At 69.4% G+C, this 17,251-nt stretch carries 16 protein-coding genes and 1 pseudogene; 7 read left to right on the plus strand and 10 right to left on the minus strand.

All coding sequences use genetic code 11. The features are described 5' to 3' along the window. Positions 1–6 precede the first annotated feature (6 nt). On the minus strand, positions 7–1,266 hold the full coding sequence (locus tag ELQ92_RS01860) for an alpha-hydroxy acid oxidase (protein ID WP_128497253.1): 1,260 nt from the start codon (positions 1,264–1,266) through the stop codon (positions 7–9). After that, positions 1,263–2,036 carry a FadR/GntR family transcriptional regulator gene (locus ELQ92_RS01865; protein WP_128497254.1) on the minus strand — a complete coding sequence of 258 codons (774 nt, stop codon included), beginning with the start codon at positions 2,034–2,036 and terminating at the stop codon, positions 1,263–1,265. Before ELQ92_RS01865 ends, ELQ92_RS01860 begins: the two co-directional genes overlap by 4 nt. Before the next feature lie 248 nt (positions 2,037–2,284). Here ELQ92_RS01865 and ELQ92_RS01870 point away from each other — a divergent pair, with 248 nt between their 5' ends. Both ELQ92_RS01870 and ELQ92_RS01875 read left to right on the plus strand, forming a co-directional pair. Next, entirely contained in the window at positions 2,285–2,788 is a 504-nt protein-coding gene (locus ELQ92_RS01870; protein ID WP_128497255.1) for a hypothetical protein, read from the plus strand. Positions 2,789–2,799: 11 nt separating this feature from the next. Next, the gene (locus tag ELQ92_RS01875; protein WP_128497256.1) at positions 2,800–3,171 is read left to right on the plus strand and encodes a hypothetical protein; all 372 of its coding nucleotides are present in this window, start codon (positions 2,800–2,802) and stop codon (positions 3,169–3,171) included. A 95-nt stretch (positions 3,172–3,266) separates the two neighbouring features. On the opposite strand, the gene ELQ92_RS01880 is transcribed toward ELQ92_RS01875, so the two are convergent. Both ELQ92_RS01880 and ELQ92_RS16785 read right to left on the minus strand, forming a co-directional pair. Then, positions 3,267–3,674 carry a VOC family protein gene (locus tag ELQ92_RS01880; RefSeq protein WP_128497257.1) on the minus strand — a complete coding sequence of 136 codons (408 nt, stop codon included), beginning with the start codon at positions 3,672–3,674 and terminating at the stop codon, positions 3,267–3,269. A gap of 81 nt (positions 3,675–3,755) precedes the next feature. Further along, positions 3,756–4,290 (minus strand): annotated as a pseudogene (locus tag ELQ92_RS16785) (ArsR/SmtB family transcription factor); the annotation flags it as partial. Positions 4,291–4,584: 294 nt separating this feature from the next. Here ELQ92_RS16785 and ELQ92_RS16175 point away from each other — a divergent pair. Then, positions 4,585–6,669 carry an Ig-like domain-containing protein gene (locus tag ELQ92_RS16175; protein WP_166426673.1) on the plus strand — a complete coding sequence of 695 codons (2,085 nt, stop codon included), beginning with the start codon at positions 4,585–4,587 and terminating at the stop codon, positions 6,667–6,669. Further along, positions 6,666–7,610: a DUF4436 family protein gene (locus ELQ92_RS01905; protein ID WP_128497260.1), complete on the plus strand. Its 945-nt coding sequence runs from the start codon at positions 6,666–6,668 to the stop codon at positions 7,608–7,610. Before ELQ92_RS16175 ends, ELQ92_RS01905 begins: the two co-directional genes overlap by 4 nt. Before the next feature lie 573 nt (positions 7,611–8,183). Here the strand turns inward: ELQ92_RS01905 and ELQ92_RS01910 are convergent. Together ELQ92_RS01910 and ELQ92_RS01915 are read right to left on the minus strand one after the other, a co-directional pair. Next, positions 8,184–8,639, minus strand: coding sequence for a P-loop nucleotide/nucleoside kinase family protein (locus tag ELQ92_RS01910; protein ID WP_208004204.1), 456 nt, complete (start codon positions 8,637–8,639; stop codon positions 8,184–8,186). A gap of 46 nt (positions 8,640–8,685) precedes the next feature. Continuing rightward, positions 8,686–9,609, minus strand: coding sequence for a 2-hydroxyacid dehydrogenase (locus ELQ92_RS01915; protein WP_128497261.1), 924 nt, complete (start codon positions 9,607–9,609; stop codon positions 8,686–8,688). 146 nt (positions 9,610–9,755) lie between these two features. Between ELQ92_RS01915 and ELQ92_RS01920 the strand changes: the two genes are divergently transcribed. Continuing rightward, a complete protein-coding gene (locus ELQ92_RS01920) occupies positions 9,756–10,727 on the plus strand; it encodes a siderophore-interacting protein (RefSeq protein ID WP_128497262.1) in 972 nt (323 codons plus the stop codon). 9 nt (positions 10,728–10,736) lie between these two features. Here the strand turns inward: ELQ92_RS01920 and ELQ92_RS16790 are convergent, their stop codons facing one another. The 4 genes from ELQ92_RS16790 to ELQ92_RS01940 form a co-directional block, all read right to left on the minus strand. Continuing rightward, the gene (locus tag ELQ92_RS16790; RefSeq protein WP_128497263.1) at positions 10,737–11,090 is read right to left on the minus strand and encodes a LysR family transcriptional regulator; all 354 of its coding nucleotides are present in this window, start codon (positions 11,088–11,090) and stop codon (positions 10,737–10,739) included. 88 nt (positions 11,091–11,178) lie between these two features. Then, a complete protein-coding gene (locus ELQ92_RS01930; RefSeq protein ID WP_128497264.1) occupies positions 11,179–12,150 on the minus strand; it encodes an NAD-dependent epimerase/dehydratase family protein in 972 nt (323 codons plus the stop codon). After that, positions 12,147–14,846, minus strand: a complete 2,700-nt coding sequence (locus ELQ92_RS01935) for an alpha/beta fold hydrolase (protein ID WP_128497982.1) — start codon at positions 14,844–14,846, stop codon at positions 12,147–12,149. The genes ELQ92_RS01930 and ELQ92_RS01935 overlap by 4 nt, the downstream gene beginning before the upstream one ends. Then, the gene (locus ELQ92_RS01940) at positions 14,843–15,865 is read right to left on the minus strand and encodes a 3-oxoacyl-ACP synthase III (RefSeq protein ID WP_128497265.1); all 1,023 of its coding nucleotides are present in this window, start codon (positions 15,863–15,865) and stop codon (positions 14,843–14,845) included. Before ELQ92_RS01940 ends, ELQ92_RS01935 begins: the two co-directional genes overlap by 4 nt. A gap of 155 nt (positions 15,866–16,020) precedes the next feature. On the opposite strand from ELQ92_RS01940, the gene ELQ92_RS01945 reads away from it, so the two are divergent. Beyond that, the gene (locus ELQ92_RS01945; protein ID WP_128497266.1) at positions 16,021–16,566 is read left to right on the plus strand and encodes a GNAT family N-acetyltransferase; all 546 of its coding nucleotides are present in this window, start codon (positions 16,021–16,023) and stop codon (positions 16,564–16,566) included. Between the two features lie 10 nt (positions 16,567–16,576). Continuing rightward, entirely contained in the window at positions 16,577–17,224 is a 648-nt protein-coding gene (locus ELQ92_RS01950) for a histidine phosphatase family protein (protein ID WP_128497267.1), read from the plus strand. The last annotated feature ends 27 nt before the right edge of the window (positions 17,225–17,251 follow it).

Here is a 17,251-nt window from a genome sequence, read left to right on the forward strand (position 1 = left end):
CCGCGGTCAGCGGGAGGCGGCGTGGCTGGCCGCGGCGGAGAGCGGAACGAGGCGTGCGAGCTGTGTCACGTGCGCCGGCTCGAGCTCCGCAACCGTGGTGACGCCGAGGAGACGCATCGTCCGCTCGATCTCCCCGCGCAGGATCTCGATCGTGCGATCGACGCCCTCGCGACCGCCCGCCATGAGCCCGTAGAGGTAGGCACGACCGATGAGGGTGAATTTCGCACCGAGAGCGAGGGACGCGACGATGTCGGCGCCGTTCATGATGCCCGTGTCGATGTGCACCTCTGTGTCGTTGCCGACCTCGGTGACGACCTTCGGCAGGAGGTGGAACGGGATCGGGGCCCGGTCGAGCTGACGGCCGCCGTGGTTGGAGAGCACGATACCGTCGACGCCCATATCGGCGAGGCGTCTCGCGTCGCTCAGGTTCTGGACGCCCTTCACGACGAGGTTGCCCGGCCATTGAGCCTTGATCCAGGCAAGGTCGTCGAAGTTGACAGTCGGGTCGAACATGGTGTCGAGGAGCTCCGCGACGGTACCCGACCAGCGGTCGAGGGTCGCGAACGACAGGGCCTCCGTCGTGAGGAAGTTGATCCACCACGCCGGCCGCGGTATCGCGTTGATGACGGTGCCGGGTGTGAGCTGCGGCGGGATGGAGAAGCCGTTGCGCTTGTCGCGGAGACGCGCGCCCGCGACGGGCACGTCGACGGTCACGAGCAGCGTGTCGAAGCCGGCCTTCGCGGCGCGATCGACGAGCGCCATCGAGCGGTCGCGGTCCTTCCACATGTAGAGCTGGAACCAGTTGCGTCCGTCCGGGTTCACCGACTTCACGTCCTCGATCGACGTCGTGCCCATCGTCGAGAGGGAGAAGGGGATGCCCGCGGCACCCGCGGCGGTCGCGCCGGCGCGCTCGCCCTCCGTCTGCATCATGCGGGTGAACCCGGTGGGAGCGATGCCGAACGGGAGCGCCGAGCGGCCGCCGAGGACCTCGACGCTCGTGTCGACGCGCGAGACGTCGCGGAGGATCGACGGGTGGAACTCGATGTCGCTGAACGCCTGGCGCGCGCGGGCGAGGCTGATCTCGCCCTCCGCGGCGCCCTCGGTGTAGTCGAAGGCCGCCTTCGGGGTGCGCTTCTTCGCGATCCGCCGGAGGTCCTCGATCGTGAGGGCCGTGTCGAGGCGACGCTTCTTCGGGTCGAGCTCGGGCTTCTTGAACTGCATGAGCGGCGCGAAGTCGTGCCACGTGGGGATGCGTCTCTCGATCATGCGATCGGTCCTTCCGTCGAGGTGGGGGCAGAGTGGGGTGAGGCCGCTGCGGCGGCCGAGCCGGACAGACCCGTCTCCGCGTAGTAGCCGGTGATGTGGTCGTGGACGACGCCACGGGCGTGATCTGCATCGCCCGCTCGCACCGCGGCGAGGATGTCGCGGTGCTCGCGCATGAGGCGCGCGACGGCGTCCGGCCAGGACGGCAGTGTCGGCACTCCGGCGACGACGTAGCTCTCGATCGAGTCGCGGAGTCCCGCCATCGTCGCGACGATCACCTGGTTGCCGGCGGCCTCAGCCAGGCTGGCGTGGAAACGCGCGTCGAGGGCGAGGAACTCCGCCGGGCTGAGGGACGCGTCCTCCATGGCGTCGAGGAGCGACTCCGACTCGGTGAGCTTCGGCGCCGTCCCGGACGCCGCGTGGCGCGCTAGCGTCGCGGCGATCGACGTCTCGAGTACGAGCCGGGTGTCCACAATGTCGGCGACGGCGAAGCCCGACGCGGCCACCTGGAGGCGGAGGAGGGCGGACATGCCGCCGCGCGGTGTCGACACGATGATCGCGCCCGACGACGGACCGGAGCCGGTCGCGGTGCGGATGAGGCCGAGGACCTCGAGCACGCGAAGCGCCTCGCGAACACTCGACCGGCCGACGCCGAGGTCGGTCGCGAGCGCGCGCTCGCCGGGGAGGCGGTCACCCGGTTTGAGGACCCCGGCGAGCAGGTCGGTCTCGACCGAACGGAGCACGGTCTGCCACGCGCGCGTCTCGTCGGTCATGGGCGTCCTCGCTCGGTCGACGGCCCGACCGCTGTGGTCAGACCATAGTGGTCAGACCACAGCGTAGCAGGGTCGGTCGCCGTCGTGGTCCCCCTGGGGCGTCCACCAAACGGCCTACTGTGCAGGGGCGCGGCGGTCGTTAACGTCGGATTCGCACCCATTTCCGGTCGGGGGACCGGCGTTCTGTGGCAGTCGGTTCATTCCCGCTGCAAAACGATCATCGGGCGCTCGAACATAGGGGGATCCCCGTGAAACGAACAATCGGCCTGGCACTTGCGGCCGCAATCGGATTGATGACTCCGGTCGCTGCTGCGGCGGCAGCTCACGCGGACGACAGGCAGCACACGCAACAGTTGTGGGAGGCGACGACTGTGACGAACAAGCTCAAGTTGAGTTCATCGACGCGATCCTCCAAGCCGATCGGAAGTTGCTCGATCGGACGTGACGGCGGTACCTGCACTATCTCGCGAGGCAAGACAGCCGACAGGACCATCAGCCTGTCGCTCGGTCTCACGCGGTCGGTCGCCGCGTCGGGTCTGGGCATCAGTAGCGGTAAGAGCGTGTCGACGAGCGTCTCGTGCACCTCCCCTGGGATGAAGAGGGGATCGGTTTGGAAAGCCTGGGCGGTGGGCGATTACTGGAAGTACAAGGCCAAGAAAGTCACCTCCGTGGACGCGGTTCTCGTCAAAGCACAGACGAGCGCGTATCTCTACGCGTTCAACCCCAGTTCGACCCGGATTCATTGCGCGTGAGTCTGCGCATCGTGGCCCGGGCGGTCACCGCCGGTGCGAGTCTGCTTGTCCTCGCGGCGTGCTCGAGCTCCAACTCCGGTGACTCTCACGTCGCGAGCGAACTGCTCGGAACCTCGCTGGAAAGCGCGCGGACCGCAATGCCGGAGAGCGCCGCGGTGCTGATTCAGGACATATCTCCGGTGGTCGGGTTGGAGGCGACGTACCGCGAGGGACTGAGCGACGACGCATGGACCGTCGTCAGCGCGTGCAGTTCCGAGGAACGGATCCCGGAGTCCGACCTCGTAGAGGTCGCCGTCGTTCCGACGGCTTCCTTCACCGAGGCCGTGAAAGAGCGCATGAAGGACGGCGAGTTCCGCGACGCAGTGACAAGTTGTCACGGCTGAGTCGTGTCCCCGGATGCAGTGTCGAGGGGTTGGATAGGGCGATGCTCGGGCACCCGATTTCCGTGGGTCCCGAGCCTCGTCTCCATCCGCCGCGTTCAGTCGCGCGGGATGAGCGGCTTCTCCGCACGAGCGGCGATCTGCTGCACGATCCAGGCGTTGCCGTCGGGGTCGCGGAAGCCGAACAGCGTCCCGCCGTCACGCGGGTCGATGACGGAGATCTCGTCCGCCTCGATCCCACGGCCGACGAGTTCCTCTCTCGCGGCGTGAGCGTCGGCGACCACGAGCTGGAGCCCCCGAACCGATCCCGCCGACATCTTGTCGTCGCCGGGTCGGGCATCGACGAGGATCGAGCAGCCGGATCCCCGCGGCGTGAGTTGCGCGGCCTGCATCCACTCGTTACGGATCTCGTGGTCGAGGGCGAAGCCGACCTGATCGCGGTAGAAGGTGATCGCCTGGTCGAGGTCGGCGACCGGGACGGTGACGAGTTCGAGGGTCCAGTCCACGGTCGGCCCTCAGCTCGCGTCGAGGATGGACTCGAGCCGCTCGTAGCCCTGCCTCATGCCGGTCTCCATGCCGCTCTCGACCATGCCGTCGCGTGCCTCCTGCGTCGGGTACACGGCGTGGCCGCTCAAGCGGGTGCGCCCGTCGCCGAGGTCCTCGAAGCGGAGCGATTCGATGCTCACGACGTCGGGGAGCCCCTCGAACTCGAACGTCTGGATGGCGAACTCGTTCTGACGGACCACGTGGAAGACGCCGTTGAACCCGTAGTCGCCGCCCTTCGGGTCGTGGTGGAGGTAGCGGTAACGGCCACCCGTGCGGAAGTCGTACTCCTCGACGGTCATCTCGTAGCCGTTCGGTCCGAGCCACTGCGCCACGATGGCCGGGTCTCGGTGCGCGCGACACGATGCCCGCCGCCTCGAGCACCTGGATGTGCCGGGAGACGGCCTGCTTCGTGATCGCGAACGGTTCGACGAGATCGTTGACCGTGGCGGGGCCGAGGCTCAACCGGGCCACGATTCGTCGGCGCACGGGATCGGCGAGGGCGAGGAACGCACGGTCGAGGTCGTCCTCACTGCTCGAATGCGCGCCCGGATCGCATCGTCTCTTGGCTGCTGTCAAGTCACCCCAACCGGGGTGGAGTCGCGGGTGGTTCGGTCGAGTGCTCTCTTGTGACGGCCGTGAAAACTCTGTTAGGAACGGGGAAACGCGGAATGCAGCACGGGAACGGGTGCGTGCACGCGGCGATTGAGGAAGAGGAATGCACAGAGCATCGATCGCATGCAAGCGGAGAACGAGGGTCTGATCCGCCTCATCGACGAACGAACAGGCCCCCGGCTCCTCACGTCACGGTTCGTCCTTCGAGTTGGACCGGACCGTCGACTGTTCGCGACGTTTGACCGTCGGAGGCGGAGCGTGTCCGCGCGCGAGCTTCGTCCACGTCGCCTCATCGGATCGATCCTGATCATGTTCGCGCTGATCGGGGCTCCCGGCGTCGCGTCACCGGCGACGGCGACGGGCGAAGGCGCTGCCTGTGTCACGGATGCGCCGGGGATGAACAACTGTGCTCGGTTCACGTTCACCGGCGGTGCCCAGTCGTTCACCGTGCCGCCAGGGGTGACGAGCCTTCGTGTCACCCTCGACGGCGCAGGCGGGGCAGGCTCGGCCGGGGGACGGACGATCGGAACCGTGATGGTGGCGGCCGGTGGCGTGTTCTCCGTGACCGTGGGTGGTAAGGGCCTCGCCACCGGCGACGGCGGGTACGGGGGCGGAGGCGATGGCGGCGGATGCTCCGGCGGCGGTTCCGGCGGCGGCTCCGGCAACGGTTTGTGCGGTGACGGCGGTGGAGGCTTGACGGGGCTGTGGGCGAACGACTCGGCATTCGTCCGCGCTGCCGCCGTCCTCATCGCCGGAGGCGGCGGTGGCCGTGGAGCGGGCGACGCGTTCGGTGGAGACGGCGGCGGACCGGTTGGAGGTGACGGTTCGCCGGGAGATGGCCCCGGTGGGACGGGCGGCACCGCCACCGCGCCCGGAGCCGGTGGAAGCGGGTTCACCGGCGCCTCCGGAGGGTCAGCCGTCTCCGGCGGCGGCGGAGGCGGCGGCGGGTGGTACGGCGGAGGCGGGGGTGTCGGCTCCCCGTCGCCCAATGGGGCAAGCGGCGGAGGGGGAGGGTCCGGCTACGTCGGCGGACCAGGGGTGATCGATGCGGTCTCGTACCCCGGCGCTGCCGGAGCGCCCGGCGCGGACGGGACCGCGATCATCGAGTGGGCTGCGCCTGCTACGACCCTCACGGCCCCTCGTGACGGTTCCGTCTCCAACCAGGTGTCCCCCTCCATCGTGGGGACCGGGTCACCGGGAAACACCGTCACCGTCACCGACGGTCGCTCGGGCGGGATCGTCTGCACCGCGACTGTGAGGGTCGAACATTCGTGGTCCTGCGTCCCGGTCGTCCCGCTGTCATCGGGTTCTCACCTTTTGACGGCGACTGAAACGCATCCACACGGCTTCTTCTATCCCCCGTCGGCGCCGAGCACCTACATCGTCGACCTCACCCCGCCCGCTGTGCCGACGATCACCGGTCCCGCGCGGACGACCTCGACCACTCCCACTCTCACCGGGCGAAGCGATCCCGGTACCCGTCTGGCCGTCGAGGACGCATCCGGGACGACCGTGTGCACGACGACCGCGAACGCGTCCGGCTCGTGGTCCTGCACGACAGTCGCGCTCGCAGCAGGACGGAACGTCTTGACGCCCATTGCGACGAACGCTCTCGGGAACAGTGCGTCCGGTCCCGGCTTCGCCGTCGACGTCGTCTTCGAAGCGCCCGTCCCCACCCCGGTACCGCCCCCGACGGAGCATCCTCCCCCGACGGTGCAACCGTCGCCGACGGTTCCGGCTCGTGACGCGCCGACCGGACCGTCCGAGGCTGCTCCGGCCGGAACCCATGAAGCCATATCGATGGCACTCGGCTTCGGATCCACATCCATCGCGCGTGGCGTGGTGACGACGATGCGGGGTACCGTCGGGCCCAATACCACCGGTGGAACCGTCGCCCTCACCTTCACCGGTCGGGTGACCGCCGGCGCGGTCTACCGTTCCGTCGACGTCACGCTCGGGGATGTCGATGCCGGCGCGTGTGTGGTGCGCGCCACCGAGTTCTCGTGCTCGTTCACACTGCACACGGGGGAGTCGGCCGACGTGCGCATCCGGGTCTATCCGGACGCTCTCAATGCTCCCGACCGGGTCATCCAACAGTTCGAGGTCTCGTCGACGGACCCCGATCAGGACAACGCGATGACGGTAGCGACACCTGTCAGCCTCGACCGCGACACCAGCGACTGGGTGTCCGCCTTCTCGCTCGATCTCTCGTCATTCCCCGACGCCTTCGTCCCACTCCTCGCGCTGCTCCTGCTGGCTCTGGCCGCAACAGTGTCCGAAACGGAGCGGCGCCGGGCGGCGGCTACGCGTACGTCATCAACCAAGCCGGGAGTACCGACATGACAGAACCCACGCCGCCCCGAACCCGCCGCAATCCGGCCCCGATCATCCTCGTCGTCGTCGCGCTGCTCCTCGTCGTCTACTACGCGGTGGTCGCACTCTCGGGCGTACTGCAGACCTCGACAGAGGTGGCGGTGCGAGACGACAACACCCTGAGCAGCGATGACTACCTCACGCTGCGGATGTCGACGCAAGACGTCGACCTCACCAATCGCGTGATCCAGGCCAACGTGCTCCCCATTCCGCACGGCGAGCTCGAGGGGGCGGAGCCCGGCGAGATCGCCGCCAATCTCCGCATCGAGGTGCGCAGCGGCGGTGTGACGACCTCTGTCGTCGCAGTGCCCGGCGAGTCGATCGTCGACCCGACCTCCCTCACTCTCGCATTGGAACGAGGCGACTCCGACTACCCGTTCGACAAGCCCTTCGCAGACTTCCAGCTCGCCGTCGAGAACACGGATACGGACCGTCCCGTCGCGTTCGAACTCGAGCTGTCGAATTCCGCTCGACCGTGGATGCTCACCGCTGCCCGAGGGGAGGCGAATCAGGACAACGAGAGCCTGCTGTATCCGATCCAGATCCATGGATCGCGTGACGTGCTGACCATCACCCTCGTGATGTTCTACGTTCTGGCCATTCTGCTCACGACTCTCATGGCCGTGGTGACCATCGGCAGTGCGATCCTGCGCCGTCAGCTGGAGTTCTCGAACGTCATCTGGCTGTCGGCGACGCTGCTGTCGTTTCCCGCTCTGCGGTCCGCCATGCCGGGCGCGCCGCCCATCGGCACCGCGCTGGACTTCCTCGTCCTCTTCCCCTGCCTCTGTTTGATTGCGGGCATGCTGCTCTGGACCGGCGGCCATCTTCTGTGGAGAGAGAGCCACGTTCTTCGTCGCCGTATCCTCGACGATGACGAGGTCGCGCCCGACCGGGCGGCCGCATTGCCTTAGTGGGTGGGCTCACGACGATCACGATGTCGACCTCGGGCAGCAGCTCCGGCAACTCGGCGGCGCCGTGCACAGCGCCGCGGTCATCGGCGCGTGGGCTCGATGCCATGCGCACGACCGTCGTCTCGAACGGCAGCAGGCGGTCCTCGGAGCTAGGCGTCGGCCTCGGGGAAGGTGCTGAGCATCATCGTCCTTCCATCGCGGCGGTCCGGCCACGTCCTCGTGGAGCACGTATGGCGGCCGATGGTCGTGCGCGATGATCATGCTCTCATGACCGCGCCGGCCCTCGATAGCGAGACCAACTCGCGTCCGATAAGGCAGCCAGAGACGACTTCCTGAGCCGTGAGGAACTTGCGGCCGAGGCCAGGAGGCCCTTCCTCCAAGCCATGAACAATGGCAAGGCGATCGAGCGGGCTCTCGGCCTGGACAAGGTCGTCCAACGGTTCTTCCAGTGGAAGGGCGGGGCGGGCCGCCCCGACTTCACCCTGAAGGGGACCGAATTGAATATCGAGCTGACGACGAACGTTGAACGAACGATTAACCTACACGAGTTGCGAGACTACGTTGATCCCAACTTCATCGCGAAATACATCCCGTGGAGGTACCGTGTCGGTCACCAACCCGACTCAGGATGGTCTCAAGACTCGTCGCGATGTAAACAGTCTCCGGCACGATGCCGTGGGGCGCGAGCAGCGCGCGATATTCGTCACGTTGTCGCCGGAACCAGAATCCGAAATCGAGCACGACATCGTCCCCCGCCGTGACGCTACTCAGCAGCCGTGCTTTCAGGTCTGCTGCCACTTCGGCCACCACCTCGGCGGACGGCATCGTCGTGATACCGCGATTCCAGAACTCCACCTCGAACGACAGACGTGTCCAGCCTCCGCGCTCCAGGCGCTTGGCGTAGGTGGTCTTGCCGGCACCACCTGGCCCGCACATCATGACCACGCGGGGTCGTCCTGATTTGTTCACTGCCACCGGACCGAACTTACACTCCGCCACTGACGTTGCGGCCTGCAACGCTCCGCTCATCGTCCATTTGAACCAGATCGGACTTGATCCACACGTCCTAGAGCCCTCAGGTGCGGAGGACGATGTTCTCCGGTTCCTCGTCCGCGAGGAGGTGGTCGATCTGGCGGCGAATGAGCGCGACCATGCGGGGGAGCATCGCGCCCGACGCGCCGCCGACGTGGGGGCTGATGAGCACGTTCGGGAGCGACCAGAGCGGGTGGTCCTCGGGCAGCGGCTCCGGGTCGGTCACGTCGAGGGCCAGGCGGATGCGCCCCTCCGTCGCGTGGCGCACGAGCGCGTCGGTGTCGGCGACCGGTCCGCGGCCGACGTTCACGACGAGGGCGCCGTCGGGGAGCGCTGAGAGCACGTCGTCGTTCACGAGGCCGGTTGTCTTCGAGGTGAGCGGCGTCACGATGATGAGGATGTCGACCTCGGGCAGCAGCTCCGACAGCTCGTCGACACCGTGGACGGCACCGCGGTCGTCGGTGCGAGGGCGTGAGGCGACCCGGACGACGGTCGTCTCGAACGGCAGCAGGCGGTCCTCGATCGCGCGACCGACGCCGCCATAGCCGAGGATCATGACGTTCTTGTCGGCGAGGCCCGGGGTCATCCGGCTCTTCCACGTGCCCGACTCGGCGTTCCGCACGAACTCCGGAAGCCCACGCTGTGCCGCGAGCGTCAAGGTGAGCGCGAGCTCCGCGGTGGCCGTCTCGTGCACCGTGCTCGCGTTGGCGAACGTGATGCCCTCCGGCAAGAGTTCATCGACGCCGTCGTAGCCGATCGATTGCGACTGGACGAGCCTGCTCGAGACCTCCGCGACGCGACCGATTCGGCTGCTCCCGCCCATGTACGGCGGCACGACGAGATCGATGCGCGAGCGCGGCGGCGCTCCCTCGAAGTCCCACTCGACGAGCTCGACCGCGTCCGGGAGATCACCCACCGCGTTCGCGAGGCGGGAGTCCGGGACGCTGACGATGAGGGAGTCGACCATGCATCCGACCCTATCGCGCGCCCCGGATCGCACCCGGGACTTGTCTCGGCCCGACCGGAACGGACGAGCGCGGCTGCAGGGCGTCCAGGGCCGGTGAGGATCCGGGGCTTCCCTCTCGATGCTCGTCAGGTTAGGCTTTCCTTACCATGACGATCCTCGACGCCCGGCCTGAGACCGCACCCATCCCGTTCCGCCTGTTCGCGGTCACGGTGAAACGGGTCGTCGCGATCAGCCCGACGTATCGCCGGATCACGTTCACGGGTCCGCTGTGCGACGGGATCGCCGACAATCGTCACGACCAGCGCATCAAGTTCCTGCTCCCCACGGACGGGATGCCGCTCGACGAGTTCGGCCTCGAGCCCACGGACTGGTACCAGCGCTGGCGCGAGCTTCCCGATGACAAGCGCATGCCGATGCGCACGTACACGATCCGCGAGGTGCGGTCGGACGTCGCCGAGTTCGATGTCGACGTGGCGCTGCACGGCCGGATCGGACCGGCCTCCTCCTGGGCGCTCGACGCCCGTCCCGGCGACAGCATCATCGTGAACGCGCCGTGCGCGCACTTCCCCGACGTCCACGGCGGCGTCGACTGGCACGCGCCCGAGCGGGTGGACCGCGTCCTCCTCGCCGGTGACGAGACGGCGGCGCCGGCCATCGCCGGCATTCTCGAGAGGCTGCCCGCCGATTCGTGCGGCGTCGCCGTCATCGAGGTGCCCCACGCCGACGACGCCGTCGTGATCGGCGCCAAGCCGGAGCACGTCGAGGTCGTCGTGCTCGCTCGCGGTGGCGCGCCCGTCGGCACACTGCTCGAGCCGGAACTGCGCCGGATCGCTCCGCGCATCCTCGAGGAGTGCGAAGTGATCGCGCGCGCCGAGCTCATCGCGCACGCCCCGCTCGAGGACGTCGACATCGATGCGGGTCTGCTGTGGGAGGTGCCCGTCTCGTCGACCGGTGGTGCGGCCCTCGGCGATCGCGCTCCGTTCTACGCGTGGCTCGCGGGTGAGGCGAGTGTCATCAAGACGCTCCGCCGCCTCCTCGTCTCCGAGCTCGGCGTCGATCGCCGCTCCGTCGCCTTCATGGGCTACTGGCGAGAGGGCCGCCCCGAACTCGGCGGCTGACCCAAACGGCTACACCCGCACGAGGGCTACAGTTCCACGGGGCGCCCTCGCAGCGATCTGGCGCCCTCGAATCACGAAAGGGGCGGCCGAGCCGCGCCACGGCAGCGCTACGCGACGGGCGACACGACCTTCGGGGGTCATGGCGCGCCACCGTGCGAGGACCTCACGCGCGTGCGCGACGAGTCCGACGCCGGCGTCTGTCAGGGAGACGGAGTGACCCCCTCGCGCGAAGAGCTCCACACCGAGCTCCGCCTCGATCTTCCGGATGCGTTTGCTCAGGGCGGGCTGAGCGACGCCGAGACGCTGCCCGTCGGAAGTGGAGTTCGTCGCCGAGCACCGCGACGCATTCCAGGTCACGCACATCCATCAGCGCGACCTCCCCGTCGGTTCTCATCGGTCACGTCGGCAGGTTACGCCCTCGCGGCCCACCGCACGGGCTGACCGGCGCGGGTCAGGCGGTGCCCGCGTAGGCCGCGAGGCGGCGGAGGCCCTCGTCGAGCGAGACCGTGGGCGTCCAATCGAGGTCACGGCGAGTGGCGCGCTGGTCGAACCAGTGTGCGGTGGACAATTGCTCGGCGAGGAATCGCGTCATCGGCGGCTCGTCGGAGCCCGGGCGGATCGACCAGATCCGCTCGATCGCGGAACCCGCCGCGCGAGCGACGCCGGCCGGTATGCTCCACCGTGGCGGGGCGACCCCCGCAGCGAGGCAGATGCCGACGAGCAGGTCGCCGACAGGTCTCGGCTCCCCGTTCGTGATCACATAGGCATTGCCGTGCGCCTCCTCGGCGCGGTGCAGCGCGGCGACGATTCCGGTGGCGGCGTTGTCGACGTACGTCGAGTCGATGAGCGCCGTGCCCCCGTCGAGGAGCGGGAGCCGCCCACGCCGTGCCCGGTCCACGATGCGGTCGACGAGCTGGGTGTCGCCGGGGCCCCACACGAGGTGTGGGCGTACGGCCACGACGCGCAGAGTATCGGAGTCGTGATCGAGGGCGAGCAATTCGGCTTCGGCCTTGGTCCGCGCATAGTCTCCGCGTGCGTGCTCCGGATCGGCGCGCTCCGCCCCGACGCCCGCGAGCGCTGAGCCCGCGTGGGCGACGGACGGTGACGACACCTGCACGAACCGGGACGCACCGGCGCGTTCCGCGGCCTCGACGAGCAATCGCGTCCCGCCGACGTTCACCGAGCGGAACTCGCGGGGATCTCCCGCGAGCGACACCTTCGCGGCGAGGTGCACGACGCCCTCGACGCCGTCGACCGACCGCTCGACGAGAGAGGGATCCGTGACGGAACCGAGGATGTCGGTGACGCCGGCCGCGCCCGACGGGCGCCGTTGCATCGCCCGGACGTCGTGTCCCGCCGCCACGAGTTCAGCGGCCACGGCGCGTCCGAGGAAACCGGACGCTCCCGTCACGAGGACGATCACAGGGCGCCCGTCTTCCCGCCCGCGAGCGTCGACTCGGCCCACATCGACACGCGGGAGCGATCGATCTTCGAATTGTGCCGGATGTCCGTCGGCAGCTGCGGCACAGCGAGCACGGCCACGAGCGGCAGCGCCGTGCTCGCCCGCACAGCGGCTGTGAGCTCCGGAGTCGCGAGCCCCGGCCGGGAGGTCGGCGGCACCGTCTCGACGACCGCGACGGCCTGCCGCAATCCGTGCGGACCCACACCGACGACGGCCGCGCGGCGGACGCCCTCGACGCCTTCGACGTCCTGCTCGGCGCCGACGGGCGCGACGGGCCCGTCCGCCGTCACGATGACGTGCGGCAGTCGACCCTCCACCCACACGCGACCGTCAGCGTCGAGGTGCCCGACGTCGCCCGTGCGGTGCCAACGCTCCCCGGCGGCGGCGCCACGGTTCCCCGAGGGGGTGCCGTTCTCCGCGGCGCGGTCCGTGAGCCACAACCGGTCGTAGTGGTCCTTCAGGTGAGGAGCGGAGACGACGAGCTCGCCGAGCACTCCCGCCTCGTCGCTCGGTGCGGCGGTCGGCCGACCGTCCGCGTCGAGAGCCGCCACGAGCACGCGGTTCGAGCCGATGGGCGTACCGACGCACACGCCGCGATCGGGTGCCGCGGCCGCCGCGCGGATCCCGTCGAGCGTCACGTCCGTCACGAGAAGGCACTCCGTCATCCCGTACGGCGTGTGGGGCGTCGCGTTCGGCATGAGCGCGGCGGCGGACGCGAGCAGCTGCTCGCCGATGGGAGCGCCCGTCGACAGGAAGGTCCGCACGTGTGTGAGTGCCGCGCGATCCGTCGTCGTGAGGGCGTCGGCCGTCGCGACGACGTTGAGGATAGCCGCAGGGGAGAGGAAGACGATGCGGGCGTCGGATTCGCGGACGGCTGCGGCCACGGCGCTCGCGGTGAGCGTGCGCGGCGCGGACACGTCCATGTCCGGCGTGACCGATCGCGTGCCGAGGGCTGGACCGAGGAGCGCGAAGGGCGCGAATCCCGTCACGAGTCCCGTCTCCGACGTCACGTCGAAGTGCGCGGCGAGCACGTCGCGGAGCGCCGACAACTGACCGTGCCGATAGACGACGCCCTTCGCCGGTCCCGTCGACCCCGAGGTGAAGAGGATCGCGGCCTCGTCGCCGGGACCGGGCGGTGCGGGCACGGGGGCGCCGGTGCCGAGTTCGATGACGTCCGCGAGGCTGCACTCGACACCGAGGGCCACTGCAGCGACGCGCGGGAGTCGAGCGGTCGAGATCCGCAGCCCCGGCCACCCGAGGGTGCGGGCGGCGGTCAGCCCGAGCGCCTCGCCGATGACGACGTGCGGCCACGCCCCGCGGACGGCACGCGTCAGTCCCTTCACGCCGAGGCCGGCGTCGGCCACCACGACGACGGCGCCGATGCGCAAGCAGGCGTAGACGACGGCGGTGAGCGTCGGCCCCGGCTGGACGAGCAGCGACACGCGCTGTCCCTTCCGGACGCCCATGCGGTGGAGGCCGGCGGCGAGTTTGCGCACGCGGTCGTCCAGCTGCCGCCAGCTGACCCGTCGGGGTTCGCTCTTCCCGCGCGGCGCCATGTCGACGACGGCGACGGAGTCGTCCTCGCGTCGTTCGTCCAGTCCGCGCCACAGGGGCACGAAGGGCGGTCCGTCGGGGGAGCCTGTCGAGGTCCGTCGTGCCGACGCGGCCGCCCGGGGGGGCGACGGGGCGAGCCCCGAGAGTCGCTCGCCGTTGTCCTCGAGCCAGGTGAGCACGGCGTCCGCGTACGGGCGGTCCTCCGCCACGAGGTGACTCGCGCCCTCGAAGCGGTGCACGTCGGCGTGCGGGAGCCGATCGGCGAGGTCGTCGAGGTAGCGGTCGCTGAAGATCGGGTCGTTCGGCCCCCACAGCATGAGTGCCGGGACGTCGAGGCGGGCCACCGCGCCGGCGATGCGGTCGAGCTCGCCGAAGCTCTCGTGCCGTGCATCGACGGGGATGTCCGCGACGAAGCCGCCGATCGCCCGTCTCCGCTCGGCCGTGCGATACGGAGCGCGGTAGGCGTCCGCGACGTCGCGATCCAGCGACGGGGTCGCGAGGGCGAGCGTCGTGTCGAGGAACGCCGTGGTCCCCACGGTCGACGCCGCGAGCACGCCCCAGGCCCCGGCGAGCCGCAGCGGTGCGGGGATCGGTACGCCTTCAGGGTGATGGATCGCGGTGTTGAGGAGCATGACCCCGGCGAGCGACGTGCCGTGGTCGACGGCCCAACCGAGGGAGACGACACCGCCCCAGTCGTGTCCGAGCGTCACGACGGGTCCCTCGAGGGCGAGCGCCTCGGTGAATGCGGCGAGGTCCGACACGCGCTGGTGGAGAGGACGGTGCACGCCGGTCCGCTCGGAGAAGCCCATGTCCAACTGGTCGACGGCGACGACGCGCCATGCGGGTCGGCCGGATTCGGCTGCCCGGACCGACTCCGAGACGATGCTGCGCCACAGGTACGACCACGTCGGGTTCCCGTGGACGGCGAGGATGGTCCCCGCCGTGGGGATGCCGAGGCGAGCGAGCTCGTCACCGGTGTCGAGGTGGTGCCACTCGCGCGAGACGCCCGCGTCGACGCCGCGACCGGGAACCCGAAGGATGCGGCTGAATCGAGGATCGAGTCCGGGCAGGCCGGAGGGGGGAAGCGATGCTCCCTCCGTCACCACGCGAGCTCCATCATCGCCGTGTTGAGCCCGGAGCCGACACCCATGAGGAGGACCCGGTCGCCCTTCTTGAGCGACTCCTGTTCGGCCGCGAGCGTGATGGGGATCGAGGCGGGGCCGACATTGCCGTACTGCGGGAACGTCGTGGGAACACGATCCCGGTCGAGCTTCGCGGCCTTGACGATCGCGTTCGTGTGCACCGAGGAGACCTGGTGGGTGATGTAGCGGTCCATCTTCGACCAGTCCCACTCGTTCGAGGCCTCCTTCCACGCCGAGACGACGAGGTCGAGGCCGCCCTTGAGCAGAGCCTTGGCGTCCGTGAACATGCCGTCGACACTTCCGACGCACAGCTCGTGGAACTGGGTCGCGGCGCGGGTGACGCCGCCGAGGATGCGGTGGCCGCCGGGGTGCTCGTCGGCCCGCCCCAGGACGGCGGCCGCCGAGCCGGAGCCGAGCGTGAGGGAGGCGAACTCGCTCATGAAGCCCTCACGGTCGACGTCCTCACGGAGGAGACGGTCGATCGTGTTCGTCTGGATCTCGTCGGCGTCCTCGCCGTTGACGACGATCGCGTAGCGGATCTGGCCCGACTCGATCATGCTCGCGGCGAGACTCATGCCGTTGACGAAACCGAGGCAGGCGTTGGCGACGTCGAAGTTGATCGCGGAACTCGGCAGTCCAAGACCGTGGTGGAGGCGGACGGCGACGGACGGTTCGAGGTGCTTGCGGGTGACGGAGGTGTTGATGAGCAGCCCCACCTCCGACGGGTCGACGCCCGCCTCGGCGAGGGCGCGCTTGCCGGCCGCGACGGTCGCGTCGTCGGAGTCCTCACCGGGAGCCCAATTGCGGCGCTCGAGGACACCCGCGACGCGACGCAGCAGGCCGCTTCGGAGCTTCAAGCGCTTGAGTGCGGACGAGAGGCGGTCCTCGATGTCGTCCGACGTGGTCACGCGGGTGGGCAGTGTGCTCGCCACCGACAACAGGGATACGTTGTCGAAGCGGGTCGTCGCATTTCCGGTCACGAATCCTCCGTCGCACGAGCCGTCACTCGCTCGTTTCAGCAAGGACTCATTTTATCCCCGCGAATATGAACCCCCGGCCATGCGCCGTCTCGGTTCCCCTCGACGCCGCGACGTGCTAGGGGCCGCGCGGCCGCCGGGGAGGATAGCGTGGGGGTGTGGAATTCCGGACGGCGACGGAGCGCGACGTAGACGCAATCGTCGCGCTCGTGGCCCGTGCGTACCGCGGGACCGGGGGAGAACCGGGCTGGACCACGGAGGCGCACCTCTTCGACGGTCCCCGGACGGACGCCGACCAGGTGCGTGCCGTCCTCGCCGCGCCGCGCGACACCCTCGTCGTCGCCGAGGAGAGCGGCGCCCTCGTCGGGTGCTGCACGGTCACGGATCGGGGGCGGATCGCCTACTTCGGGATGTTCGCGGTGTCGCCGGCCGCCCAGGGGTCCGGTCTCGGTACGGCGCTCCTCGCCGAGGCGGAGCGGATCGCGCGGCACGAGCTCGGTGCGGCCCGCATGATCATGACGGTCATCGCATCACGAGCGGAGTTGCTCGCGTGGTACGAGCGCCGTGGCTACCGCCGAACCGGCACGGTCGCGCCGCTGCCCGAGGAGCACGCCGTGCACGTCCGCACCGGAGTCGACGTGCAGCTCGAGACGCTCATCAAGCGGCTCGGCGACGCCGACACTCCGCTCAGGACCCTCGGATAACGTTGGGGGAATGAGGCTCCTGCTGATCCGCCATGGTGAGACTCCGGACAACGTCGTCGGCGCGCTCGGCACGGTGATCCCGGGTCCCGGCCTCACGCCCCTGGGCGAGCGGCAGGCGGCCGCCGTCCCCACGGCGCTCGCGCACGAGGACATCGAGGCGATCTACGTCTCGCGGATGGTTCGCACGCACCGCACGGCGGCCCCCCTCGCCACAGCGCTCGGGTTCGACCCCGTGCAGCTCGAGGGCATCCACGAGATCAGCGCCGGTCACCTCGAGGGTCGCAGCGACATGGAGGCGGTGTACGCCTACATGGGGACGCTGCTCTCGTGGTGGAACGATCCGGAGGCGCGGATCGGTGAGAGCGGAACCGAGTTCTTCGACCGGTACGACGCGGACGTCGATCGGATCGCTGCGGCGCACGACGGTACCGTCGCCCTCTTCAGCCACGGAGCCGCGATCCGCGCGTGGAGCGCTCGAGCGGCGTGGAATCTCGACGAGGGCAACACACGCACGCGCGGTCTCGCGAACACGGGCATGGTGGCCCTCGAGGGCTCACCGGCCCACGGCTGGGAGGCCGTCTCCTGGCATGAGGACCCGCTGGGCGGCACGCGTCTCGATGACGACGCGGCCGCCGACCCCACGGGCGAGGAACTCTAGCCAGAGGGCTACACCCGCACGAGGGCG

Source organism: Labedella populi (assembly GCF_004078655.1).
Lineage (GTDB): Bacteria > Actinomycetota > Actinomycetes > Actinomycetales > Microbacteriaceae > Labedella > Labedella populi.

Excerpts from the sequence above, each read along its gene's own strand:
- ELQ92_RS01920 (WP_128497262.1), top strand. The coding sequence starts at position 9,756 with ATGACGATCCTCGACGCCCGGCCTGAGACCGCACCCATCCCGTTCCGC.
- ELQ92_RS01915 (WP_128497261.1), bottom strand. The coding sequence starts at position 9,609 with ATGGTCGACTCCCTCATCGTCAGCGTCCCGGACTCCCGCCTCGCGAAC.
- ELQ92_RS01865 (WP_128497254.1), bottom strand. The coding sequence starts at position 2,036 with ATGACCGACGAGACGCGCGCGTGGCAGACCGTGCTCCGTTCGGTCGAG.
- ELQ92_RS01910 (WP_208004204.1), bottom strand. The coding sequence starts at position 8,639 with ATGAGCGGAGCGTTGCAGGCCGCAACGTCAGTGGCGGAGTGTAAGTTC.
- ELQ92_RS01860 (WP_128497253.1), bottom strand. The coding sequence starts at position 1,266 with ATGATCGAGAGACGCATCCCCACGTGGCACGACTTCGCGCCGCTCATG.
- ELQ92_RS01950 (WP_128497267.1), top strand. The coding sequence starts at position 16,577 with ATGAGGCTCCTGCTGATCCGCCATGGTGAGACTCCGGACAACGTCGTC.
- ELQ92_RS01905 (WP_128497260.1), top strand. The coding sequence starts at position 6,666 with ATGACAGAACCCACGCCGCCCCGAACCCGCCGCAATCCGGCCCCGATC.
- ELQ92_RS16790 (WP_128497263.1), bottom strand. The coding sequence starts at position 11,090 with ATGTGCGTGACCTGGAATGCGTCGCGGTGCTCGGCGACGAACTCCACT.